General features: G+C 41.2%; 28 protein-coding genes and 1 pseudogene. 22 read left to right on the forward strand and 7 right to left on the reverse strand.

Going from position 1 to position 24953, the window contains the following annotated elements; translation table 11 throughout:
* Positions 1-16: 16 nt before the first annotated feature.
* The 4 genes from WFJ73_RS22565 to WFJ73_RS22580 form a co-directional block, all read right to left on the reverse strand.
* Positions 17-1309, reverse strand: a complete 1293-nt coding sequence (locus tag WFJ73_RS22565; RefSeq protein ID WP_336775211.1) for an arsenic transporter — start codon at positions 1307-1309, stop codon at positions 17-19.
* Between the two features lie 14 nt (positions 1310-1323).
* A complete protein-coding gene (locus WFJ73_RS22570; RefSeq protein WP_336775212.1) occupies positions 1324-1638 on the reverse strand; it encodes an ArsR/SmtB family transcription factor in 315 nt (104 codons plus the stop codon).
* 186 nt (positions 1639-1824) lie between these two features.
* Positions 1825-3222 carry an NAD(P)-binding domain-containing protein gene (locus WFJ73_RS22575; protein ID WP_336775213.1) on the reverse strand — a complete coding sequence of 466 codons (1398 nt, stop codon included), beginning with the start codon at positions 3220-3222 and terminating at the stop codon, positions 1825-1827.
* Between the two features lie 64 nt (positions 3223-3286).
* Positions 3287-3736: a MarR family winged helix-turn-helix transcriptional regulator gene (locus WFJ73_RS22580; protein ID WP_336775214.1), complete on the reverse strand. Its 450-nt coding sequence runs from the start codon at positions 3734-3736 to the stop codon at positions 3287-3289.
* Between the two features lie 98 nt (positions 3737-3834).
* Here WFJ73_RS22580 and WFJ73_RS22585 point away from each other — a divergent pair, with 98 nt between their 5' ends.
* The 5 genes from WFJ73_RS22585 (at position 3835) to WFJ73_RS22605 (ending at position 8336) form a co-directional block, all read left to right on the forward strand.
* Complete coding sequence (locus tag WFJ73_RS22585) at positions 3835-4956, forward strand: NAD(P)-binding domain-containing protein (protein ID WP_336775215.1); 1122 nt, start codon at positions 3835-3837, stop codon at positions 4954-4956.
* Entirely contained in the window at positions 4956-5450 is a 495-nt protein-coding gene (locus tag WFJ73_RS22590) for an arsinothricin resistance N-acetyltransferase ArsN1 family A (protein ID WP_336775216.1), read from the forward strand. The genes WFJ73_RS22585 and WFJ73_RS22590 overlap by 1 nt, the downstream gene beginning before the upstream one ends.
* 432 nt (positions 5451-5882) lie before the next feature.
* Positions 5883-6926, forward strand: coding sequence for a multicopper oxidase domain-containing protein (locus tag WFJ73_RS22595; RefSeq protein WP_336775217.1), 1044 nt, complete (start codon positions 5883-5885; stop codon positions 6924-6926).
* 30 nt (positions 6927-6956) lie between these two features.
* Complete coding sequence (locus tag WFJ73_RS22600) at positions 6957-8123, forward strand: ZIP family metal transporter (protein ID WP_336775218.1); 1167 nt, start codon at positions 6957-6959, stop codon at positions 8121-8123.
* 24 nt (positions 8124-8147) lie between these two features.
* On the forward strand, positions 8148-8336 hold the full coding sequence (locus WFJ73_RS22605) for a twin-arginine translocase TatA/TatE family subunit (RefSeq protein WP_336775219.1): 189 nt from the start codon (positions 8148-8150) through the stop codon (positions 8334-8336).
* A gap of 50 nt (positions 8337-8386) precedes the next feature.
* Here WFJ73_RS22605 and WFJ73_RS22610 read toward each other — a convergent pair whose 3' ends face one another.
* Positions 8387-8884, reverse strand: a complete 498-nt coding sequence (locus tag WFJ73_RS22610) for a PCYCGC motif-containing (lipo)protein (RefSeq protein WP_336775220.1) — start codon at positions 8882-8884, stop codon at positions 8387-8389.
* 288 nt (positions 8885-9172) lie between these two features.
* On the opposite strand from WFJ73_RS22610, the gene WFJ73_RS22615 reads away from it, so the two are divergent.
* Positions 9173-9370, forward strand: coding sequence for a hypothetical protein (locus tag WFJ73_RS22615; RefSeq protein ID WP_336775221.1), 198 nt, complete (start codon positions 9173-9175; stop codon positions 9368-9370).
* A 412-nt stretch (positions 9371-9782) separates the two neighbouring features.
* On the opposite strand, the pseudogene WFJ73_RS22620 reads toward WFJ73_RS22615, so the two are convergent.
* Positions 9783-11040, reverse strand: a pseudogene (locus WFJ73_RS22620) (IS110 family transposase).
* 365 nt (positions 11041-11405) lie between these two features.
* On the opposite strand from WFJ73_RS22620, the gene WFJ73_RS22625 reads away from it, so the two are divergent.
* The 14 genes from WFJ73_RS22625 to WFJ73_RS22690 all read left to right on the forward strand — a co-directional run bounded on the left by WFJ73_RS22625 (position 11406) and on the right by WFJ73_RS22690 (position 21817).
* Positions 11406-11693, forward strand: coding sequence for a hypothetical protein (locus WFJ73_RS22625; RefSeq protein ID WP_336775222.1), 288 nt, complete (start codon positions 11406-11408; stop codon positions 11691-11693).
* 439 nt (positions 11694-12132) lie between these two features.
* A complete protein-coding gene (locus tag WFJ73_RS22630; protein WP_336775223.1) occupies positions 12133-12414 on the forward strand; it encodes a hypothetical protein in 282 nt (93 codons plus the stop codon).
* A 121-nt stretch (positions 12415-12535) separates the two neighbouring features.
* Positions 12536-13009 carry a hypothetical protein gene (locus WFJ73_RS22635; RefSeq protein ID WP_336775224.1) on the forward strand — a complete coding sequence of 158 codons (474 nt, stop codon included), beginning with the start codon at positions 12536-12538 and terminating at the stop codon, positions 13007-13009.
* Between the two features lie 547 nt (positions 13010-13556).
* Entirely contained in the window at positions 13557-13889 is a 333-nt protein-coding gene (locus WFJ73_RS22640) for a metal-sensitive transcriptional regulator (RefSeq protein ID WP_442955987.1), read from the forward strand.
* 19 nt (positions 13890-13908) lie between these two features.
* The gene (locus tag WFJ73_RS22645) at positions 13909-14112 is read left to right on the forward strand and encodes a copper ion binding protein (protein ID WP_336775225.1); all 204 of its coding nucleotides are present in this window, start codon (positions 13909-13911) and stop codon (positions 14110-14112) included.
* A 77-nt stretch (positions 14113-14189) separates the two neighbouring features.
* Positions 14190-16637, forward strand: coding sequence for a heavy metal translocating P-type ATPase (locus WFJ73_RS22650; protein WP_336775226.1), 2448 nt, complete (start codon positions 14190-14192; stop codon positions 16635-16637).
* Between the two features lie 45 nt (positions 16638-16682).
* Complete coding sequence (locus WFJ73_RS22655) at positions 16683-17315, forward strand: TVP38/TMEM64 family protein (protein ID WP_336775227.1); 633 nt, start codon at positions 16683-16685, stop codon at positions 17313-17315.
* A gap of 66 nt (positions 17316-17381) precedes the next feature.
* Positions 17382-18002 carry a nitrite reductase gene (locus WFJ73_RS22660; RefSeq protein ID WP_336775228.1) on the forward strand — a complete coding sequence of 207 codons (621 nt, stop codon included), beginning with the start codon at positions 17382-17384 and terminating at the stop codon, positions 18000-18002.
* Positions 18003-18043: 41 nt separating this feature from the next.
* Entirely contained in the window at positions 18044-18283 is a 240-nt protein-coding gene (locus WFJ73_RS22665) for a glutaredoxin family protein (RefSeq protein WP_336775229.1), read from the forward strand.
* 116 nt (positions 18284-18399) lie between these two features.
* Positions 18400-19104 carry a response regulator transcription factor gene (locus WFJ73_RS22670; RefSeq protein ID WP_336775230.1) on the forward strand — a complete coding sequence of 235 codons (705 nt, stop codon included), beginning with the start codon at positions 18400-18402 and terminating at the stop codon, positions 19102-19104.
* Between the two features lie 5 nt (positions 19105-19109).
* Positions 19110-20162 carry a sensor histidine kinase gene (locus tag WFJ73_RS22675; RefSeq protein ID WP_336775231.1) on the forward strand — a complete coding sequence of 351 codons (1053 nt, stop codon included), beginning with the start codon at positions 19110-19112 and terminating at the stop codon, positions 20160-20162.
* A gap of 298 nt (positions 20163-20460) precedes the next feature.
* Entirely contained in the window at positions 20461-20979 is a 519-nt protein-coding gene (locus WFJ73_RS22680) for a DUF2269 domain-containing protein (RefSeq protein WP_336775232.1), read from the forward strand.
* Between the two features lie 173 nt (positions 20980-21152).
* Positions 21153-21569: a MerR family transcriptional regulator gene (locus WFJ73_RS22685; protein WP_336775233.1), complete on the forward strand. Its 417-nt coding sequence runs from the start codon at positions 21153-21155 to the stop codon at positions 21567-21569.
* Positions 21569-21817, forward strand: a complete 249-nt coding sequence (locus WFJ73_RS22690) for a glutaredoxin (protein WP_336775234.1) — start codon at positions 21569-21571, stop codon at positions 21815-21817. Before WFJ73_RS22685 ends, WFJ73_RS22690 begins: the two co-directional genes overlap by 1 nt.
* Positions 21818-21994: 177 nt before the next feature.
* Here the strand turns inward: WFJ73_RS22690 and spoIIP are convergent, their stop codons facing one another.
* Positions 21995-22927, reverse strand: a complete 933-nt coding sequence (gene spoIIP, locus WFJ73_RS22695) for a stage II sporulation protein P (protein ID WP_336775235.1) — start codon at positions 22925-22927, stop codon at positions 21995-21997.
* A gap of 143 nt (positions 22928-23070) precedes the next feature.
* Here spoIIP and WFJ73_RS22700 point away from each other — a divergent pair, with 143 nt between their 5' ends.
* Both WFJ73_RS22700 and WFJ73_RS22705 read left to right on the forward strand, forming a co-directional pair.
* Positions 23071-23763 carry a response regulator transcription factor gene (locus tag WFJ73_RS22700; protein ID WP_442955988.1) on the forward strand — a complete coding sequence of 231 codons (693 nt, stop codon included), beginning with the start codon at positions 23071-23073 and terminating at the stop codon, positions 23761-23763.
* On the forward strand, positions 23760-24836 hold the full coding sequence (locus WFJ73_RS22705) for a sensor histidine kinase (RefSeq protein ID WP_336775237.1): 1077 nt from the start codon (positions 23760-23762) through the stop codon (positions 24834-24836). The genes WFJ73_RS22700 and WFJ73_RS22705 overlap by 4 nt, the downstream gene beginning before the upstream one ends.
* Positions 24837-24953 lie beyond the last annotated feature (117 nt).

The following is a 24953-nucleotide window of genomic DNA, read 5'->3' on the forward strand; positions in this document are numbered from 1 at the left end:
GTAATTGTGATTATCATTAACCTACAACTTTAAGCCATAAGTAGAGCCCAGATAATGTGATAAACAAGACTGGTACCGTTAGAATAATGCCCGTTTTAAAGTACGCTCCCCAGGAAATCTTAACACCCTTAGTGGACAATACATGCAGCCAAAGTAAGGTAGCGAGTGAACCGATAGGAGTGATTTTCGGACCTAAGTCAGATCCAATTACATTCGCATAAACAAAAGCTTCGTGAATGACTCCCGTAGAATTCGTGTTATCAATAGCAAGCGCATTAATCATGACTGTCGGCATGTTATTCATAATCGAAGAGAGGATAGCGGCAATGAATCCGGAGCCTACAGTGGCTACAAATAAGCCTTGATCGCCGACCCATTTAAAGACATCGCCAAGTTCATCCGTCAGTCCAACATTTCTAAGTCCATAAACGACGACATACATACCAATAGAGAATGTTACGACAGCCCATGGCGCGCCCTTTACGAGCTTCCAGGTATGGATCTCCCGGCTTTGACGGGCAAGCAGCAAGAATACGATAGCTGCTACTCCAGCGATGATGGATACCGGTACATCAATGAACTCACTTGTTAAATAAGCAATTAGAAGAACCGCGAGAATAATCCATGAGATCTTAAATAGGCGCATGTCTTTAATCGCATCAACTGGCTTCTTTAATTGTTCCAGGTCATATTGCTTAGGAATGCTTCTTCGATAGAAGAGGAAGAGCACAAGTAAGCTCGCTGCCACTGAGAATAGAGTGGGAACGATCATACGACTGGCATATTCCGCGAATCCTACATTGAAAAAGTCTGATGACACGATATTAACCAAGTTACTAACGACAAGTGGAAGGGATGCGGTATCGGAAATAAACCCACTCGCCATGATAAAAGGAAGTATCATGCGGTCGTCAAATTTCAACGCCCGGACCATTGCTAATACAATTGGCGTTAAGATGAGTGCAGCACCATCATTTGCGAAGAAAGCAGCAACCGCTGCACCCAATAGAATAACGTAGACAAACATTAGATGACCGTTACCTTTTGCCGATCTAGCCATATGAAGGGCTGCCCACTCAAAGAATCCAATTTCATCAAGGATGAGTGAAATAAGAATAACGGCGACAAATGCCAGAGTAGCATTCCAAACAATTTGAGTAACGTCCCAAACATCGTGAAAATTAACGACACCAAAAATTAAAGCGATTATTGCGCCGCCACAGGCGGACCAACCGATGTTAAGCCCCTTCGGTTGCCAAATGACGAACACTAAAGTAACTAAAAAAATGATCGACGCGATTGCCAGCATAATGCCTCCTGAAATTAGATACAACCTTGTGATTTAACTACATTAATTTGTTCCTGCATAGAAGGAAGTTGATCGATTACCTGCTTCAAGTAATCTTTGTCTTCTAGATTTAGTGAATAGTAAATCCATTGACTACGGCGCTCCTCATTAATAAGACCGCCCGTTCGTAGTTTTTTCAAATGTTGGCTGACATTGGGCTGAGTTGTTTCTAGAATCTCCACAATATCGCAGACACACATCGCTTGAAGACGAAGGAGTGCCATAATAGTCAACCTGGTTTTATCAGAGAGAAGCTTAAGGGTATCGGACATTTCTTCGATCGTTTGCAATTCGTAACCCCCTTCCTGTAACTAGCTTGCAGATTACAGAGCTATTATATACACGAACAATTATATAAGTAAATGATTATATTAGTGATTGCTAATTTAACAATGAGTTAACAAACGTTAACGTACAGATAACAAAGGGGAACTATAATAAAAAGCTTCTGCAGTGAGCAGAAGCTTCTCATTTTCTTAACATCCTTTATCAGTTTCATATGACGCAGATGTGTTTTTAGGACTGCAGCAGCCACTATTAATGGTTGTAACTGCTATCGGCCGAATCGTCATTTTCTTTGGGGATGGTGTACAGCAACTGCTGCTTTCAATTAAATTCTGTGACTTAGAAACCGAGCAGACGCCAGTCTCCGGTAGATGAAGTTTCACTTCACTAGCAGCTTCAAAATCGCCGGCTAATGCAGCAACAACACTGCGAACTTGTTCATATCCTGTTGCTAGCAGGAATGTTGGTGCACGTCCGTAACTCTTTGAACCTACAATATAAAAGTCCTTTTCAGGTTGACGAAGTTCTGCTTCGCCGTGAGGGCGAACTGTTCCACAGCTATGAAGGTTTGGATCAATTAACTCAGCAAGTTGTGGGACAGACTCTACAGAAGAATCGGCTGCATAGCGCAACTCACGTAGGAGAGTGAAATCAGGTCTAGCTCCTGTAGCTACAATGATTTCATCGATTTTCTCAATAGAATAAGCTTTATCTAGCTTAGTCCCATGGAGAGAAAGCACTTCTGACTCCTTCTTAACCTGATCGATAAGAAATGGAGTGTGTACTTGAACATTACCCTGTTGTATATATTGGTTAGCTCGAGTACCTAATACCCCGCGTGCTGGCAATCCATCGTTTTCTCCTCCGCCAAAGGCCTCTGATACCTTTTGCTTTCTTAGTACCCAATGTATGGTTGTTTCAGGGATCTCTAATTTCAATTCATTTAACAAGGTCAGTGATTGTATGGCAGAGTGACCACTGCCTACAACAACAATATTTTTCCCAACATAGCGTTTTTTATATGCGCCTAAAATATCTGGAATACCGTATTGAATGTGGTCTTTATGTTCAATTTCGCCGTCTGCGGGATGACCACTGGTACTCATCGGATTAGGTGTTAGCCATGTACCGGTGGCATCGATGACAGCGGCAGCCTCCTTACGCAATACATGACCATTCTGTTCATATTCAATGATAAAGGGGGCTAGATCCCGGCCAGCTGTCTTCATTTTATCGAAACCTTTTCGATAAATAGCTTTAACGGTTGATGCAAGGTGAATATAAGGTTTAATTAGATCCAACTGAGATAATGGTAATAAATATTGTTCTACAAGTTCTTGGCCTGTAGGCATACGATCAAGTGCTGGAGACTGCCATCCAGTCTCATGAAGAAGTTCCTTAGCTGCATTATCAATGTTAAACTCCCAAGGGGAAAACATCCTGACATGCTGCCATGTAAGTATAGAAGAAGCAATATGGCTGCCTTTTTCAAAAAGAACAAAGGGCATATTTCTCTTTACGAGCTGCGCTGCAGCAGCTAGGGCTACTGGACCTCCACCTATAATAGCTGTTGGTAATTGTTTAGTCATTTCTAATTCCTCCTAAATAGTTGTATTTGCAATTTGCAAGTATATTTCAAAATATAAACCTCCATTATTTTGGAGGCACACAACAAGAAGATGATTTCTGCATAGCTTCATTAAATAATTGAATAGATCGTAGGACCGTTTCTCGTTCAAACTCAGTCATCGTTGACAGGACGCCATTCAGCTGAGAATTTACGGTAAGGTTAATCGCATTTTCAACACTTAATCCTTTAGGTGTTAATGACAAGATATTAATCCGATTATCAGCTGGATGAGGAGTTTTCTTTACTAAACCCTTATCAACCAAGGTTTTAACTTGTCTGCTAAAGGTTGTAATGTCCAATCCCAGAGCCCCCGCGATTTCCTGCATGGAAGGATTATGCTGCTGATTAACCTCATATAAGATATGACTTTGTACAAGTGATACTTCTTGGCCGCAACAGGAATCGCAGCATTGCTCATTTATCAATCCAAAATTCCGAGAAAGGATTTGAAACATATTCCTCACGTTTTCCATATGCATAACCTCCTGATTCAGTTATAACATTTATATTTGCAATTTGCAAGTTATTCTGTATAATCGGTTTTAAAATTACCAAAATCAGGAGGTATAAAATGCTGGATGTTATCATTATTGGAGCAGGTCCCTATGGTATATCGGTAGCAGCTCATGCCGTTGCGAATAAGATAAGCTACAAATTGTTTGGTTACCCCATGGATTTCTGGAAGAATCAGATGCCACAAAACATGTACATTCGAACGCCGCATGACCTAGTTAGTTTCTCCGATCCTGAAGGGGAGTACACCATCCAACAATTTGCAAAAGAAACCCAAACCAATCTCGAATCTCCTTTGCCGCGTACGGTATTTGTTCGCTACGCATTTTGGTTCGCTGAAAAGGTTGGAATCGAATTCACACCAGAGTTTGTCAATATTTTAAGTTTCAATGGACAGTATTATACGATCGTAACAGAGTCAGGAGACAGTCTGGAGGCCAAAAATATTGTAATAGCTACAGGAGTAAAGGATTTTCAATACATCCCATCACCCTATAAAGAACTGCCTGAGTCCTATGTCTCCCATACATTAGGCTATACTGATTTTAATAAATTTCGAGGAATGGATGTCATCGTTGTAGGAAGTGGACAGAGTGCCTGGGAAGCTGCAGCCTTGCTTCACCAAGCACAAGCAAACGTTAAACTGATTTATCGAAAGAAGAGGCATATATACGGCGGAAGTCGAATAGCCGAATTGATCTTAAGAAGGATAGGCGATATTTTTTACTGGTTTCCTGGCCCCTTAAAAAAGCTGCTATGGAAGGCCGGCTCAATAACTGTACCTATTGCACGCTTCTTAAAACCATTAGTTGAAGAGACGGTACCTAAATTTGCAAATATAACGATAAATCAGGTGAGAGTAGTGAATAACAAAGTACTGCTGAAATTTACTAATGGCGATGAAACATTTGCCGATCATATTATCGTTGCTTCCGGGTTCAAAATTGATTTAGATAAGTTGCCTTTTGTTGAAGACCACCTAAAAAGCCAGATCCTTAGAGAAGAGGAGTGTGCAGCTTTTCCCAAGTTAAATCAGAACTTTGAAAGCAATCTTAGAGGGCTATTCTTCGCAGGGCCTTTATCAGCGCATAGTCATGGTCCTACATTTCGATTTATACTTGGATTAGACAAAGCTTCAAAAACAATTATCCGCTCAATAACAAAACAGGAGGAGAGCTAATGACAGAGATTCTCGTGAGACATGCAACATTAATGGATCTGAAAGATGTATTATCCATATATAATCAAGGAATTGAAGACCGTATTGCCACTCTTGAAGTTGAACCAAAAGATATCAGCTATATGGAAAGCTGGTACAACGGGCGCAGTGAGAGATATTCTGTTCTTGTTGCAGTTAAAGGTGATGTCATCGTAGGCTGGGCATCCTTAAACAAGTATTCTCCGAGATCCGCTTATGATGGAGTGGCTGATCTGTCGATCTATATTGAAAGAGATCACCGAGGACAGGGGATTGGAAGTATATTGCTTGCTGCACTTGAAGTCGCTGCCGGACAGAATGATTTTTATAAGATTGTTCTTTTTACTTTTCCATTCAACAGCTTAGGTCAAGGATTATATCGTAAACATGGATACCGTGAAGTCGGAATCTTTAATAAGCAGGGAATTATAGACGACAACTTTGTTGATGTCATGGCGATGGAGAAGATATTGTGAGGTATTGATCCAGGTTTCTGTCAGTCAATTAGATAGTTTTTCAATTACAATCATCATTTTCAAAAAAGTCGCAATCATTTGGTTGCGGCTTTTTAATTTCTATATCAGCAGCTGCCCATACCTGAATATTAAACCCTCCGTGACAAAAAATGAGCAAGTATTCATATGTACTATCTTTTTGAGGCAATGGACTCCTAGAGATAGGTGCGATGATGAAGGAAGTTCTGCCAATTGTTTGTAAGACTATTATGCTCTCCATAAGAAAATAAAAATCTGACTGTACAAAGAAATAGGTTTACAACGTCTGGGCAATAGCATATATTCTAAATGAAGTTTCTCTTGGGAAACATTTTGTCTCTAGGGTAACTATGTTGCGTTTGTCCACTTTTTTTGGTTGGGTGAATCTTCATTCTGAAGTCAGGGAGGAATATGATGTTTGATCCAAAAAACAAAATGAGTAGACGGACAATCTTAAAGCTAGGGGCAGGAGGAGTATTAGGTTTATTAGCAAGCTCTGTAATGAATCCGGCCAATCTATTTGCAAAGTCGGTCCAGGAAACGTCAAAGCACGATATGAAGAGCATGCTTAAATCACAGGGTCATCAAGGCATGTCGCATGGATATGATCCGGGCAATGATTCAAGTGAGGGGCTGGAGAGAGCCGTAAAAGCTTTAACAGCGTTTGATTATGGCACCGTCAGCACGCTTGCAGACGGCAGAATACTTAGAGAATACGAAATGATCGCAGCTGATTGGGATAACATGGAGATTGCAAAAGGAATCATCTTTCCAGGCTGGGCTTATAATGGCACAATCCCTGGCCCAACTTTGCGCTGTACGGAAGGGGATATCGTGCAAGTTACTTTTTGGAATGGCTCAAAACATCCTCACTCTATTCATTTCCATGGCATCCATCCAACGGATATGGACGGTCTCGAACCTGTGTTACCCGGTCGAAAGTTTGTGTACCAGTTTGAGGCGAAACCGGCAGGGCTTCAGGTTTACCATTGCCACGTCCAGCCTTTTACTAGACATATACACAAGGGTCTGTACGGAAACTTTATTATTGATCCAAAAACACCTCGGAAGCCAGCTAAAGAATTTACGATGGTCATGAATGGCTTCGATCTGGATCTTGACGGCGAGAATGAGGTTTATACGGTAAACGGCTATGCATTTGCGTATATGAGCAGACCAATCAAAGTAAAGGCAGGAGAGCTTGTCCGTATTTATATAAGCAATATGACAGAGTTTGATCTTATCAATTCCTTTCACTTGCATGCCAATTATTTTCATTACTACGCAACTGGTGCGGATCCTGAGGCACGTCCTGCATTTACGGATACAATCATGCAGTGCCAAGGAGAGCGTGGAATTGTTGAAATCACTTTCCCTGCACCCGGAAGATATATGTTTCATGCCCATCAAAGTGAATTTACCGAATTGGGATGGATGGGGTTTTTCGAAGTGGAATGATATCGAGGCGCGGGGAGGTGAAAGGATAATATGACAATGACTAACTGGAAGATGTGGATGTGGGGAGGAATACCCGTACTCCTACTAATCACGATAGTAACCGTAATATCACAAGTTGGAACCGGGGTAAAAGAACAACAAGCAGCACCAATTGAAGTCATCAATTTTCAAAAAATAACTCTTGTTGATGAGGGGTTCAAAGTGTCCGTTCTTAATAGCGGTCCTGAAGAAGTAACAATTGCTCAGGTCATTGTTGATAATGCCTTTTGGAATGCTGATTTCTCTCCGAGTGCAACGTTAGACCGATTTGAGAAAACCACAATATCCATTCCTTATCCCTGGGTAGAAGGGGATCCTCACGAAATCAAGCTGATCACTTCCAACGGCCTCATTTTTTCTGGTGGAGTAGACGCGGCGATGAAAACGCCGGTGCCTAGCGTGAATCGAGTGATGCAGTATGCACTAATTGGATTCTATGTAGGAATTGTACCTGTTAGTTTAGGATTGTTGTGGTATCCTCTTTTACGCAGATTTACAGTGAAAGGGATGCAGGCTGTACTTGCTTTCACTGTTGGACTTCTCTTGTTTCTTGTCATTGATACTTTTGAGGAAGGACTGGAACTGGGAAGAGAAGCTCCCGCTGTATTTCAGGGGCCAGGTCTTGTATGGTTTGGAGCCATATTGAGTTTCCTTTTTCTTTTAGCGATAGATCAGGCAGGAACTTCTAAAAAACGCGAAAAGAAAAACGTTGCCTTCAAGATTGCAGGGGGGATAGGGCTTCACAACCTAGGAGAAGGGTTAGCGATTGGTGCTGCATTTGCCGCAGGAGAGGCGGCGCTTGGCACCTTCCTTATTATTGGTTTCACACTGCATAATGTAACAGAGGGAGTTGGCATTGCCGCACCGCTGCTAAATACTCAACCGAAATGGAATGTCTTCGTATATTTGGCCCTTATAGCTGGAGCACCAGCGATTGTCGGAACCTGGATAGGCGGATTTATTTTAAATGATACCTTAGCAGCTTTGTTCTTTGGCATTGGTGCCGGTGCGATTTTGCAGGTTATCTATGTGATCTGTAAAATGATTGCTCAAGAATCGAGTAGGATACAGTTACCGACCGTAAGTTGGTTGAATTTTAGCGGAGTACTAATCGGCATCATTGCTATGTATGCAACGGCTCTCCTGGTGAATTTTTAACTTAAAGAACGAGGAGGAACATCCATGCCATACGGAATCGGAGTCACTGGATTTATCCTTATTGTTGTCGTAGGTTTGTTGCTCTTTGGACCCTCCAAATTGCCTCAGCTGGGAAGAGCAATAGGATCAACTTTTTCGGAATTCCGCAAAGGAACCCGTGAAGGTATGCTCCTGGATGATGACAAAGAAGAAGAGGTTAAAAATAAACAATAATTAAAACCGCGGTCGTTTCACAGAACGACCGCGGTTTCTTTACATTTAGCTTATACTTTAGGAAGAGGAGTTTTTGTAGGAGTCGCATATCCTTCTTTGTACATATTGTCAATAGCAATGCGTATTTCAGAAAGCGATTTGCCGGCCTTTTTCATTTCTGCTGTTGTAATAGCTGTCTCCATGCAAACTCCGCAGCGTGTGCCGTGGTCATCCCAAACAACAGAACCGTCATCATTAATTTTATTTATGAAACAGTTTAAATTACTTTTGTGTCCTGCACTTTCGCCACATCCGCAATAACAAGGAATGTAAGGCAGTACTTCGCTCACACTTGCTGCAACGGAATAGGCGGTTTGGATAACAGGAGATAAACCATCAAGGAATTTGGGAAGTTCGGTAAGTGAGGCCGTATTTTCCTGAACATCACCATTTTCAGCATGGTGCACGTCACTGTGGACTTGACTGTTATCTGTGTCTTTCATGCAGGCACCAAGGGTCAAAGTTGCACATAATAGAGCGATTAAAGCAAGTACAGCTTTTCTTTTCATCAGTAGTCTCCTTTTAACTAAACTAGCTTAATTGTACCTAAATGCAGGATGCTGGTGAGTATTATCCGTGACAGGTTGGTGAAAATTGCAAATCACAATTAATCAGCCTTGGGTTTAGGAAAAGGGACCACGACATGAATCTGATGAAGGGATCTTTTTCTCATTGCTTTACAAATTATGTGGAAAGACAAAATTGCAGTATAAATCTACTGTTTTGTTGAGAAGTAAAGGTGGGTTAGGAAAATTAATCACTTTTCAGATGAGATGTTGAAAGGTGCATTTAAAAGTATGAAACACAAACATGAGTTTGAAGAACGAGATGGAATAACAGTAATGAAAGATACATTAATATTTGAAGCTCCTCTTGGTTTACTTGGACGGGCCGTAGAGAAAATAATTCTTAAGAAGTATATGAAATCTTTTGTGGAATATAGAAACGAAAAGCTAAAACAAATAGCTGAAGAAGGAGTTATGAACTCTATTTGAAGGGATCTATTCGGCCCTCTGTTAAAAAAAAATTGTTATTAAGCTCCCTCGAAATGATTCAGTTTCCTCACTCAGACTCATGAATTCGCAGGATTTCATCCTGTAGATAGTATGAAGAAGTGGATGGAAGAAGGAGCCGGTGGCTGGGTGATAGAGAGTTAGGCATGCGGGAATAAGGTGAATTGCGGTCACCCATATTGTTCCATATGCGCACGTCTCCACTTCGCCCTAGCGATTCTCGCTCCCATGTCTCAACGGGTCATTGCCCTTTCATTCCTTCGTCACATCTAACTACGGGGTGGAGGCCGGTCTTTCTAACGGAATGGGTCTGAGCCCTTTTGCGTAACATCTCCCGATTCTCCGTGCTTCTTGTCATCCTGCGAATGCTTGAGCTGGTGAGGGGCGACTGATCTTAAGCTGCCAGTGGGAAAACTCTAGTTGATTCGTAAGCCTCGCTGCTCTTTGCCAAACTGACTAGTAGACGCGCTACTTTACTACATAATTTCATGATGGATTTCATTTTCTTCAGGTTCTTTATTTCCACATTGTAACGGTGCAAGGCACGAATTTCTGTGTTTGTCATGACCATACACATCGTCATGAGATAGAGAAAATGACGCAGACGTGGCCTACCTCGCTTGCTAAGTACCATCTTTCCTCGCCATTTCCCGGAACTAGCTTCAGCTAAGTTCAAACCAGCATGCCGCAGCAGCGCATTTCCATGTGAATAGCCACTAAGATCACCGGCTTCGCCGAGTACACCAGCTAGACTTGTTGCACTGACGCCTCGTATTTCAAGCAACTTCTGCGCATATGGAATGCGTTCAAGAATAAGAAGAAGCTCTCGCTCGATCTGTTCAAGTTGGCGCTTGGCCAGGTCATATTCCTCAAGCAATTGCTCGAGATGAAGCTTGTAAGCCTTGAGTGCCTGATTAGTGCCAACACTGGATTTGGCAAGTAAAATGAGCAACTCAGCGCGTTTAACTCCGGCATGACGCTTCACATATTGCTTCCAACCGTCGAGGACTTGTTCCGTGCTCAACCGACTGATTTCTCTCGGCAAAGGAAAGAGTCTGAGTTGCACTGGTGCAGGTAAGGATCTTAAAGACTTGACGCAGCTCGGGAAAGACGATGTCTACCCAGCGATGAATTTGGTTTACTGCACTGTTAAGGCGTTTGGTAACCGTCTCTCGGTTTGCCATGAGAATGCGCAGTTCCTCGTATGCTTCCGGATGAAAACGAACAGGGGAGTAGTACCCGTTTTTGATCATATCTGCAATGACAAGGGCATCCTTACGATCGCTTTTAGATGGTGTATTGTCTCGGTTTTCTTTGTTCTTTTTGACGAGATGAGGATTAACCAGAACGACTTCAATGCCTTGATCGACTAGACAACGTGCTAGGCTGAACCAGTAATGGCCCGTAGGTTCCATACCAACAATGACGTTGCTCAGTTTGTAAATCTGGAGCAAATCTCGGATCCAACGTTCGAACAGTTTGAACCCTTCACGATGATTGCCAAACTCGAGCGGAGATCCCAGAGCAATGCCGCGAAAGCTGACAGCGCGGGCTACATGAGCTTCCTGGGCGATGTCTACGCCGACGACAAGGTGAGAAACGGTAATGTTTTCAATGAGTTGATTTTGTTTTTCTTGTGACTTAAACTTCATAGTAGAGCGACCTCCTGATGGGCTTTTTGAGGCTTTTGACCTCGTGCGTAACCCCATCGTACCGAGGCGCTCGTTTTTGTTCAAACGCCAAATTATTCGTTTTACAGGAATTCTAACGGGGAACGATAGCTCAATGAACAGCCTTTAAAATCACCAAGGCGGTTTTCTTATACTTAAAAATCAACATTAGAGTTTAACATGGCCTTTAATTAAAGTACTCTGTGGTTGTTATAAAAAATAAGTGTCGAGATTCATCTTTTAAAGGGGAAGAGATGATAGTGTTTGAATGAGGACGAAAGTTTTAGTAGAATAAAATTCGAAATGCGTCTTGATAGACCATAATTCTTCCTATGGAGTTGAGCTTTATGTCGATTAAACTATTAGACCGAAACGAATCTGTTAACTGTATAAAAGAAGCAGCTAATGTTTCGGATATTAAACGTCTTGTTAAGTTTGCTGAAGAGATCAGTGAGTTTTTGAAAATTAATTCTCACCTTAAACCAGACAACGTTAACATCAGACGATGTGCCAGCTGTTTGAATGCTTTGAAGACAGCGGATAAAGGAACAGAACCACATCTTGATGTATTACGGAAGAGAGCTGTAGGAAGCCTAGCACAGATAGATTATCCAGGTGCAGATACTTTATACTAATCCTAAATAAGAGCAAAAAAACGGGCAGCCAGAAGGCTGCCCGTTTTTTTGAAAGTAAAACATTGCTTTTGTCGGGTGATAAAAAACATTATCTCATTAAAGACCGCGAAAATCGCGTTTTTTTATTTATGGGATCAAGTTCTTGTAAAATCCAAAAGACAAGAACTTGATCCCATAACCGATTTTGACAAGAACTTGATCTCATTCCCGACTAAACTGAGTTTCTGTATTTTTCTAAGCTTGAAAACGATCAGGTTGTTAGGAGTTTCAGCGATGAGGGCATTGGTTCATCGTCTAAACTAATCAAAACTGGTGGAAGATGTGTACAGCTGTCAACTTAAAAATGCACGATTTATTAAGTTAACGGGCAGTTTAACGCAACGAATGGGAAAATTTTACGTTTAAATAGTAACTGAATATTTTTCAAGGAGGTGTATTAATGTTCAAATTTTTACTTAAAACTTCTAGTGTTGTGATTTTGGTTGGTTTGCTTGCATCTTGCGGAACCACTAGTACGACCGTTGGATTAATAAAAGTTGTCGGTAAAGAGCAACCAGAGAGGAACTCATATTGGATTAAGGTTGAAGATTTAGGTGAAAATCCAGAGGAAGTCCGGCTTAAAGTGAATAATGAAAATACGTGGAATCTTATATTAGAAGGTGAAATTTACGCTGTATCATACGAAACGAGAACAATCACACCGGAAAGCTTACATCAATAAGACCGGCCGATAAGCCTTAAATTAAGTGATTAGGACGATGTTTAATTATTTAAGCCAACGGGAAACGATAGTTTAATTCAGCATCGACAGTAGTTAAGCAGAGGAGGGATTCTTTCTGGGAATGCTTATTATCAAACGTCAATTTATTATAAGTACTGGAATAGTCATACTTCTAGCGGTAATTGTTATGGGGATTATTCTGCGACTGGATTCAATAAACCATACTAATACCACTTTTGATAATGAAGTTCTTAACAACATAAAAAGTGAGATATCTGCTTTACAGTTATTTTCAACTTCAAATGAGAAGAATATCGCACTTAAAAATCATAATGAGATTGAACAAACAATAAATATGCTATCTTCTCTAGAATTAAAAAAAATAAAGAAATTCTCTTCCCAAATCTCAGTAGATAGTCAAGTGTATTCAATTGTTATAAGTATTCAAAATGAAATTACCTACTATATAAACCTGTTTGAAAATAATGAACTATCTATAACGAACTTCAAGAAAGACTCAATTCAGCGATATCAAATAGAAAGCAATTTTGACATAAAAAATATTACAAAATACTGGGCTGCTACTTCAGAATGAAGATGGGATATACAGTGTCCGACTTGAACTAACAAGATAACTTTAGCTCAACATTACGATAGCCATACAAACATTTTTATACTAAAATCACAAAAACAGAAAACTGCAATCATCAGAATTACAAAATTAGTGATGAGGAGATGTACGTTTTTGGATCGGCAACTTCATTGTGATAACAGGTGTAGCTCAGTAAAGAAAGCACGGAAGCCCACGCTTCATGAGCTGCCGTTTTTTAAACTAGGGGTAGGTTAGCGCAACGTCATTTAAATTAGCGCGTTTAAAATCGAGAGAAGTGCAGATAAGATAAATTTAACTATTATTAATAGGGAGGGATTTTTTTATGGTAGCCCATGATGATGGAGTTAGCTGGTTGAAAATCGCGAATCAAGGGAAAGTCCCTTGTTAATAAATGTTCTGCTCAAAACAATACCCAATTACAAATATGGGTCATTATCATATTGACATACCCAAGGGGGGTATAGTATATTTCATGTGTGAGGTGATAATTGTGGCAAACCAAGAGGAAGTTGGAATGAACGAAATCAAAATGAACGAAATCAAAATGAACGAAATCAACGATACTTGTTGCTTTGCGGACAGCGAAAGGAAGAGCCATCATTCTGATAAAATGAAGAGCAGTTTAATCTCTCGTTTGAATCGAGTTGAAGGACAAATTCGCGGTGTAAAAGGGATGATCGAGCGAGATACTTATTGTGATGATGTGCTTAACCAGATCTCAGCAATTCAGTCGGCCTTGAACGGTGTAGGGAAACTGCTGCTCGAGGGCCACATGAAGAGCTGTGTGGTAGAACGTATTCAGGCTGGTGAAAATGAAGTCATCGAAGAACTTTTGATTACGGTTAATAAATTAATGAAATAATGAATCGGAGGGATTTTTAATGAAACAAGCAACATTGAATGTTAACGGAATGTCTTGCCAACATTGTGTGAATTCTATTGAGAAAGCGCTCAAGGAGATCGGTGGTTCTGCTCATGTAGATCTGAAAAATAATGCAGTAACAGTGGAATACGATGAAAATAAATTGTCCTTGGATGAAGTTAAAACCGCCATTGAAGAACAAGGGTATGACGTTGTTGGTTAACTAACCAGGCCACCGCCGGTGGCCTTTCTTTTTACAAATAATTATACCCCACAGGGGTATAAACGAGGTGAGGAATCATGCAAAACGCCGAAGCGCAGCAAAACAAGCAGACAACACTGCAAATAACGGGTATGACATGCGCCGCATGTGCAAACCGAATTGAAAAAGGTTTAAGCAAAATGGAAGGCGTGACGGAGGCTAATGTGAACTTTGCTCTTGAGAAAGCATCCGTAACCTACAATCCGGATAAAGTGAGCATTCCCCTGATTGAGAAAAAGATCCAGGATATCGGCTATGATACCGTAAAAGAGGTGGCCGAATTTGACATTAGCGGTATGACCTGTGCTGCGTGTGCGGCACGAATTGAGAAGGGGCTTAACAAAATGGCTGGCGTAACAAAAGCGAACGTCAACCTAGCGTTAGAGAGCGCTCGCGTCGAATATTCGCCGGCCGATGTCTCTACTTTGGATATGATTAAAAAAGTGGAGAAGATTGGATATAAGGCAAAACTTAAGCAAGAGCAGCAAGAGGCTGGAGACCATCGAAAAAAAGAAATCAGGGCACAGCAAAAAAGGTTCTTGTTGTCGGCTGTCTTATCGCTGCCGCTGCTTTGGGCAATGGTTGGACATTTTTCATTCACGTCTTGGATCTGGGTGCCAGATTTATTTATGAACCCTTGGTTCCAGCTCCTATTAGCTACTCCTGTTCAATTTATCGTCGGTCGCTCCTTTTATATCGGTGCATACAAAGCGCTACGCGGCCGTAGCGCCAATATGGATGTGCTTGTGGCCTTAGGTACATCGGCAGCCTATTTCTATAGTTTGTATTTAACGATACAGTGGGCAAACGAGATGCATGCCCATAACGCGCCATCTATGTACTACGAAACCAGTGCAGTGCTCATTACGCTAATTGTCCTTGGGAAATTATTCGAAGCGTTAGCGAAAGGCCGGTCATCGGAAGCCATTAAATCCTTAATGGGGTTGCAGGCGAAAACAGCGCTGGTCGTGCGAGAAGGAATGGAAGTCGCCATTCCAATTGATGACGTAACTGTTGGCGATGTGGTAATTGTTAAACCAGGTGAAAAAGTACCGGTAGACGGCATTGTATTGGAAGGCTCATCGACAGTGGATGAATCTATGCTCACCGGTGAAAGCATCCCAGTCAGTAAAAAGAAAAGCGATTTTGTAATTGGGGCAACAATCAATAAAAACGGTATGCTTCGGATTCAGGCACAAAAGGTCGGTAAAGAAACGGCTCTTGCTCAAATCATTAAAGTCGTGGAGCAAGCGCAAGGAATGAAAGCGCCTATCCAACGTATAGCGGACGTCATTTCCGGTATTTTTGTCCCGATTGTCGTCGGAATTGCGTTTATCACTTTCCTTGTTTGGTTTTTCGGAATCGCTCCTGACGATTTTTCCGGAGCTCTTGAAAAGGCCATTGCAGTGCTTGTAATTGCATGCCCTTGCGCACTTGGTTTAGCCACACCTACATCAATCATGGCGGGATCCGGGCGTGCAGCGGAGCTTGGTATCTTGTTTAAAAGTGGGGAACATCTCGAATCGACACATAAATTAACGACTATTGTACTGGATAAAACAGGAACAGTAACCAAAGGAAAACCTGAGCTTACCGATGTTATCGTTTCGGTGTCCATGATGGAAGAGGAGTTTCTTCAATTCGTAGCCTCCGCCGAGAAAAACTCAGAACATCCGCTTGCGGAAGCCATTGTTTCTGGTGTACGGGAACGAAACATTGCTTTCCCAGAAGCTGAAGCATTCGAAGCTGTGCCGGGATTTGGCATTCGTTCAATCGTTAAAGGGAAAGAGGTGTTAATCGGAACACGAAAATGGATGGCCCATAATCAGATACAGGCAGATACAGCATATGAGCAAATGAATGCACTTGAAGAATGGGGAAAAACCGCAATGCTGGTTGCCATAGATGGTCACTATAAGGGTATCGTCGCTGTAGCTGACACAATCAAAGACAGCTCAAAACGTGCTGTTGCCCGGCTCAAAGAGATGGGGCTTGAGGTGGTCATGATTACCGGTGACAATGAACGTACGGCAAAAGCAATTGCCCGTCAGGTTGGCATTGATCGTGTGCTCGCGGAAGTTTTGCCAGAAGGCAAGGCATTAGAAATAAAGAAATTACAGCAGTCTGGTCAGAAAGTGGCTATGGTTGGTGACGGGATTAATGATGCCCCTGCACTGGCTACGGCCGATATTGGCATGGCCATTGGTACTGGCACAGACGTAGCTATGGAAGCAGCAGATGTGACCCTTATGCGAGGTGACTTAAACAGCATTCCGGATGCTATCTTGATGAGCCGGAAAACGATGACCAATATAAAGCAGAATCTTTTTTGGGCACTCGCTTATAACGTAATCGGTATACCGATTGCAGCAGCCGGTTTTTTGGCTCCATGGTTAGCAGGGGCTGCAATGGCCTTCAGCTCCGTGTCTGTTGTGCTTAATGCACTCCGTCTGCAACGGGTGAAGCTAAAATCTTTGAGCGATTAACTGTAGAAGAGTTACACTAAGTGACGCGGCTAGGAGGCCAAACGGATGATGCAGAAATGGCTTCTATCTCTCGGATACATTCTTTCGGTTATCGCCATCATCCTGTACAAAGAACCGATACTTCAATGGCTTCAAGATGACCAGGCAGATAGCTTTACACTTTTATTTGGCGGGGCTGTATTGTTTGCCCTCATTCCTGTCATTCCATACGGTGTAATTGCAGGGATTATTGGGGTTAAATATGGCCCCATTTGGGGCGGTTTGTTCAATGTAATAAGTTCTACGCTTGCAGCTGCACTACAATTTTTAATGGTAAGGTTCGTGTTTCAGGGGCAGAGTATCCGGCTTTTGGATAAATTCAAACGAGTCGACCAATTTACCAGACTTGTAGAACAAAATGCGTTTTTTGCGGTTTTACTTGCTCGTCTACTTCCGTTTGTCCCTGCTGCTGTAGTGAACGTCTATTCAGCAATAAGCCGCATGCAATTCAGTACCTTCGCAGCAGCAACGCTGATTGGTAAAATACCTGTGATGTTCGTATTCGCTTTTGTCGGGGATCAGCTGTTAACCGATGTAGGAAATGTTTTATGGATATCGCTGAGTTATATGCTCTTTCTTTTTTTCGTTTATCTTTGCTATCGGTGGATCCTAAAGCGTGAGGGCAGAAACGCTGGATGATCCTTCATCCATGTTCACCCGCTCGACGAAAGATATTCCATAAAAATATTCTAAAGGAGAATAACCATGGGGGAAATAAAGAAAATTGCGGTGACCTCGACGATTCAGGTCGGAGGAAGTTTATTTACACCGGAACAGTTTGCCAAGATCGGTGTAATCGCAGGCCCGGATGGCAGAATCGAAATGACTCCGTTCAAGCAGCTTTATGTGGAGGTGCCGGCAGAACGGCTCGAAGGTATACAGGCAGAACTTGAGCTTGCCGGCCTTGAAGTTTATCCTGCCGGCTTTGTAACCAAAAGTCTGATTGCCTGCAATTTCTGCAAAGGAGCGGAGGAGGCTGGACTAGAAACGGCTCGAATCATAAATCAATCCATTGCAGGTATCGAAACACCGACACCGTTAAAAATTGGCTATGCAGGATGCGCTCTTGGAACGAGCGAACCTTTACTCAAGGATATTGGAGTCGTAAAAATGCGCAATACCTTCGATATTTACGTTGGCGGCGAACCTAAAGGACTCAAGGCCTCTATGGCCAAATTGCTTCTTACCGGATTAACGGAAGATCGTCTCGTCCCGGTTATTACTTCGCTCATTGATTACTATAAATCGAATGCCAAAGGGAAAGAGAAATTTAGCAAGTTCGTAGATCGGGTTTCACTTGAAAAGTTAAAGAATATCATCGGCTGACTTGAATAAAATCTGCCAAGTATGCAAGGAGTGAGCTTAAGATGAATGAACCTTTAAAAATCTATACGATACCGACCTGCAGCGATTGCAACTATGCCAAACGTTACTTCAAAGAACAACAAATTCCCTTTATCGAATACAACTGCGAAGAAAACATCAAGTATGCTGAGGAAGTTTGGAACTTGACGAACAAACAAATCGTTCCGACAATTGTTATTGATAATAAAGTGTTTATTGGTTTCGCGGAAAATCTAAATGAAATAATTAAATTACTTCATTAAATCAAACCCCCGGTTAATCAACGACCGGGGGTTTGGGCTTACTTGTTGCGTAATCTTTTAATAAGATACAATTTAATAAGAAAACACAAAATAAGCAAAAAAAGCTGGTGAAAAGATTGAGTAAAACGGTGTTGGTGATTGATGATGATCATGATATTGTGAGATTAATTACAGAAAGTCTGAAATTCGAACAATTTCATGTTATTCCAGCATATTCCGGAAAAGAAAGCCTATCCATCGTGAAAGAAAACAAAATTGATTTTATTGTTCTTGATATCATGATGCCGGAAATGGACGGGTTGGAGGTTTGCAGGAACATCAGAAATGATTCTAATATCCCGATTTTGTTGCTTAGCGCTCGAGACAGGGATATTGACAAGATCATCGGACTCGAAATCGGGGCGGACGATTATATGACCAAACCATTCAGCATCCAGGAGCTTACTTCGCGGATAAAAGCTCATTTCAGGAAAATAGACCGTATGTATAGCGAATGGAACGGGCTCCATCAGGCAGCGGTAATGAATAACCAAGCTTCCGTTCCGCTGCTCGCGTTGAATGAAAAAACTTTCGAAGCTGTTTTGGATCAACGAAAGCTGGAATTTTCGACTAAGGAATTCCAGATACTATCCTTCCTCATGAAACATCCCAATCATGTCCTGACAAGGGAACAAATTTATGAAAATGTCTGGGGAGACGAGTTCGGAGACTTAAACACCGTTACTGTACATATAAAAAATATCCGGAAAAAGCTTGGCAGTCAGCATGATTTCATAAAAACCGTCTGGGGTATCGGATATAGATATGTGGAGGGGAATTAAAGGAAATGAAGCTAAAAATAAAGCTTCCCTTACTATTTTTGCTGATGTTTATGTTGACCACTTTATTCATATTTTTATACCTAATAAAAGCATTAGTCGCAGATGAAGGTCATATGTGGTTAAAAAACATAATGGGGCCGTTACATTTTCAATTGCTCCTGGTACTTTGCATACTAATGGGCATCACTTTTGTTATATTAACCGTTTATCTTCACTTCAATATCACCAAACCTATTCAGATCCTGAATTCAAGACTGACAAAAGTGAAAATCGGGCAATCCCGTACTTTTCTGCAATCAAGAAGGAGGGATGAAATCGGGGAGCTGTACAATCATTTTAATGAGATGGAAGACAGACTTTATCAGGCTCATAAGGAACAGGTCGATATGATTGCAGCTATCGCTCATGACTTGAAAACACCACTCACGGCCATCAATGGTTTTATGGAGCTGCTTACGATACAGAAACATCTATCCGATAGGGAAAAGCAGGACTATTATGGGCTCATAATCAAGAAATCCAAGTACATCGCTGAATTGATTGACGCTTTCTCTGCGTATACCAGGGACGAGCTTACTATGGAAACCATGACGTTGAACTCAGTAAGCGTACAAAAAATGTTTGATAATATCGCAGCTGAATATGAGACTGAATTATCCGGTTTTGATGTTGAGCTTACATGGGAGCATTCCTTTCTTCCGAACCAACTCGTTATGTTAAATGAGCCGATGATTCGTCGTGTATTTGGGAATCTGTTCAGTAACGCGGTGAAATACGGAGAGAAGAAGCATCTAAAAATCTATATGAGTGGATATATACGGGGCAAAGATGCATATTTACAGATTGAGGATAACGGCAAGGGAGTGCCCGAGCAGGAGCTTTCTTCTTTGTTTCAAAAATTTTATACGGTCGATAAGTCCAGAAAAATGAAAAATGGCGGCACGGGGCTAGGCCTGGCTAGCTGTAAATCTATCATTGAACGTCATGGCGGTGTAATCAGCGCATTTCATTCCGAATATGGGGGACTAGGAATTCGGTTTTCTCTTCCGCTACGATAAGTTCATCCGGCGCTTTATTATTTTTTAGACATTCTTCACATTTGTTTATTATTTTTTTATCGGTGGTTTACCTCATTTCATTACAATATGAATTGTCTACAAGATAAGGAGATGAGCAAATGTCGAAGTTAAATAATGAGGACACGAACAAGTCCGACTGCAGACCGATGCCCGGTACACCAAGATGGGTGAAAGTATTTGGAATCATAGCCCTTGTCCTTATCCTGCTGTTTGTGGTTCTACACCTTACCGGTCGTGGCTTCGGAGGCCACACCATGCAACACGGGGTAGAACAATCATGACACTCCGACTCCGCAAATTTGTGCTCACTGCACATGTCACTTCATCGGTCGGCTGGTTCGGAGCGGTTGCCGGCTTCTTAGCTCTCGCCGTCACTGGTATAAACAGTCAGGATGCTCAGATTGTTCGTACCGCGTATCTCGCGATGGAGTTGATCGTCCGAGCTGTTATTGTTCCATTATGTCTTGCATCTCTGCTAACTGGGATTGTATTGTCCTTGGGGACAAAGTGGGGCTTGTTCCGGCATTATTGGATCATGATCAAATTACTGATGACTATCCTTTCCACTATCGGTTTGCTGGTGCATATGCAGCCGATTAGCTACATGGCAGGCGTAGCTGCAGAGAGGACATTGACAAATAGCGATCTCAGCACACAGATTCAACTCGTTGTCGCATCCGGTGCTGCTCTTCTTGTGTTGCTTGTAGCCACTATACTGGCTATATACAAGCCGCGTGGATTGACACCGTACGGTTGGCGTAAACAGTATGTACGTAAGGAGTCGCAGCAAGAGTAGATAAAAGGCAACCGATTAACAAAATCGGCTGCCTTTTGTCTTATCAGTTAGAATTACTCAGAAACTTAACATGAAGCAAAGGATGTAACGAAAAGGGCTTCATAAAATTAAATAAGATATTGACTCTGTACCTTAATAAAGGGTTGATAATAGCTATGAGAGGAGGACTTGTAATGAATGGCTTATCGATCAGTCAAGTCGCGAAAGAAGCCAATGTTAACATTGAGACAGTTCGATATTATGAAAGGAGAGGACTTATACCGGAACCTCCAAGAACGGAATCGGGGTACAGAATATTTACTTTGGAGAGTGTAAGAACAATTCATTTTATTAAGCGAGCACAGGAATTAGGTTTCACTCTTGAGGAGATAAAGCAGCTTTTATTAATCGATCAAAATGAGGACAACTTTCCCATTGAAGAGATGTGCCAATTTGCCAAGTCGAAAATCATGGAGATTGAGGAGAAAGTCGCACAATTGATTCATTTTAAAGCCATTTTAGAGTCAGTAAGTAATCGTTATGATCCTAATCCGGCACATTCAAAAAGCTATTGCCAAATCATTCAATTATTATCATTCAGGAGGGAATAATGGCTAAGATCGAAGTGTTTACAGCTGGAACCTTTTTGTGTGAAGAAATGATCATGCAAGTCAAAGATTTAGCATGTTCTAACTGCGAGATTGTAATTTATGAATTAAATAAGAGCAATGCTATTATGGAAAGTGTTGATAAAGCCCGGCTTTATAGAATTTCGTCTATTCCAACATTAGTTATCAATGGAAAAATAATTGATTATGAGGCAGCGAAAAGGGCGAGATTAAACAAACAATCTTCGTAAAAAAATTATCTAACTTCCTTCACAGTTTCATCATAATTTTTTTGTATACTTGACATAACAACAAGACGGAATAAACAGGTCATTTTCTTCCAAAAAGAAAATGACCTGTTTATCTGCTAATAAAAGCTCAAAGATCGAGCAATTAGCAATTAGCAATTAGCAATTAGCAATTAGCAGTTAGGAATCAATCCGTTTATGCTCAGTATCTTCTACCCAAATGTTTTGAATAACACCGGCTAACAGCTCAATTGTTCGATAGCTTTCTTCTAAATTGTTTTCAACTCCTCCAATTTCGATTAAGGCACTGTTTGCAGACAAAGATTGATTATATTCACCGTTCCCGCTTTCATTGCCCTTTTTATATATGCCTTTTGATACATTGGGAATCTTAGCATTTAATCCATCTTGTATTTGTTCGGCAAATTTCATATTTCGTTGCCAATTCGGATTATTCGTACCTACGACAAAGTAAACTTGCGCATAATCTAAATTCTGAAATCGGATAGTTGTTTTTTCACGTTTCTGTGAATCACGATGCAAATCTATCAAATACCCGATGTTTTCGTGTAACTTCAACTCTTCTTTAATGGTGGCTTTTGAATAGGTATAAGATTTCGCATAATTGAAGCTGCCGATAACGGTTGGATAGTCCTTTTTGGAGTGGATTACGGGAATATCTTTTATCTTTTTCTGCAGCTGTGTTTTAAGTTTGTCACCTAATAACGTAACATTCAATTTAGGATCAAAAGCCTGATCTGCGGATTGAACATCATTTTTTAACTCCGGCAACCAGGATTCGCGATTATGAGAATGGTATATGAGTATTTTAGGCAAAGAAGAAAGATTTATATTTACTTTCTGTTCCGTTGTGATTATTGAACTGTCATCAAACCTATTCGTACCCACTCTTGCAACAGGACTTGAATCCAACATGTTCGCTGCAGAATCATTCGTATTATTAGTATTTGATGATGCCTCAGAAGGGACATTAGCTAGTGAACTCATTAATGAGATTTGACTCGTCTGATAGATATGAATTCCAATTATGGTAAAAAAAGAAACGGTAAAAAAGAATATAAATCGTTTTAAATTATTGCCTCTATATTGCACAGCAAGCCCGCCTCCTAGCAAATCTTTCATCTAGCAATATTTGTACTACTAGATTATGAGAATGATAGGGGATATAGTACTTGGATCAATGACTTCATAATGGAAATACTTCACTTATACAAAGATGAATGGAGTGAGCTATGTTGAGCAAGATTTTAATTGTTGAAGATGAAGATAAAATTCGAGAAGTCATCAATGCCTATTTGATGAAAGCCGGATACGAAGTTGTTGAGGCAAGCGACGGTCAATCCGCTATTCATGAGATTGAAAAACAAGCATTCGATTTAATCCTTTTGGATCTCATGCTGCCTGATATGAATGGGGAGGAGCTTTGTAATCGGATCCGCTCATCGAAATTGATACCGATTATTATGCTAACAGCTAAAGCATCTACCCACCACCGCATTCAAGGGCTGGCGGCTGGTGCGGATGATTATATCGTTAAACCATTTGACCCTGGGGAGTTACTAGCGCGGATTCGGTCCGTATTGCGCCGAACGAACCAACATGAACTTCTTGCCGAGAGATTGAAATATGGAAACGGGCGTTTAATGGTAGACAGCCATGCCAAACAGGTATATGTCAATCAAGTCCCAATAAGCTTAACACCAAACGAATATAAACTGCTTGTTGTAATGGCGAGAAATTCGGAGCGAACGTTTACTCGTGAAGAATTAATCGAGATGGTAATGGGGATTGATTTTGAAGGTGATTCTCGTTCGATCGACCAGCATGTAAAAAACTTGCGTCAGAAGATTGAAGAGGACCCGAAAAATCCATTCTTTATCCGAACCGTATTTGGCGTCGGCTATCGATTTCACGGAGGCATATCATGAAAAAATCGCTATCCTTTCGATTAAGTGTTCTACTTATTATATATACCGGATTAATTCTCCTATTGGCTTCGTTCACCATCATTAATGCAACGCATTACCATTTCCAACTGTATGGAAACGAAATGGAACAAGGCCATAATAAAACCGAATTGTTGAACACGCATTTAGAGCAAGCGATTATCCAGTCCGTCGGTATGACTATTGGAGGCGCTCTGATTGTCGCTTTGATCTTAAGTATCTATATCGCGAAACGGATTTCTTCCCCTTTGATTAGCATGAAAAACTTAACTTTAATTATGGCTCGTGGAAAGCGAGATGTTCGCTTACCTTTAAAAGGAATACCAAAAGATGAATTAGGAGAGCTGGCAGCTTCCATTAATCATCTGGCGGATCAATTGCAGCAGCAAGAGCAACTAAGGGTAAGTATGACGGAAAATATCGCACATGAACTCCGTACGCCTTTAACCACGCTAAACAGTTATTTAGCTGCTATTCAAGACGGGATATGGGAGGCTACGCCAGAGCGAATTCAATCAAGCCGGGAAGAAATACATCGATTAATTCATCTTGTTAATGATTTAGAAGAACTGCAAACCCTCTCGTCACCCGATTTTGATTTGTCTCGGGAAGAGGTTCAATTAGTAAAATCGATTGATCAAGTCATCAACTTCATGCAGCCTTCCTTTTCTGAAAAGGGAGTAGTATTGGAAAAAGGGATAATTCCTGATATTACGATTTACGCGGATGAGCATCGTCTCATCCAGATTTGGACAAATCTGATATCAAATGCCCTCAAATTCACTCAGGCAAATGGGAAAGTAAAGATTTACGGTATTATGAAACCCGATGGTATTCAGATTACGGTTGAAGATACCGGCATTGGCATACCCGATAAAGAGCTTTCCAATGTATTTGAACGTTTTTATCGAGTTGATAAATCAAGAAACCGTAAAATGGGGGGGGGAGGTTTAGGCCTTGCGATTACAAAAGCGCTTGTTGAGCGTCATGATGGACAGGTTTGGGCGGAAAGTAATGCAGGCACATTATTTCATGTATACTTACCATTAAAATAGCGGGACAGTCATTCAAGAAATTGAGCTGGCTGTACCTTTTTTCTTGTATAACAATGAGAAATTCCCGCGAGAAATCCTGCAGGACCATGTACTGGAGGACGAAATTTCCTTCTTATT

This window comes from Paenibacillus sp. MMO-58, assembly GCF_037146255.1.
Classification (GTDB): Bacteria; Bacillota; Bacilli; order Paenibacillales; family Paenibacillaceae; genus Pristimantibacillus.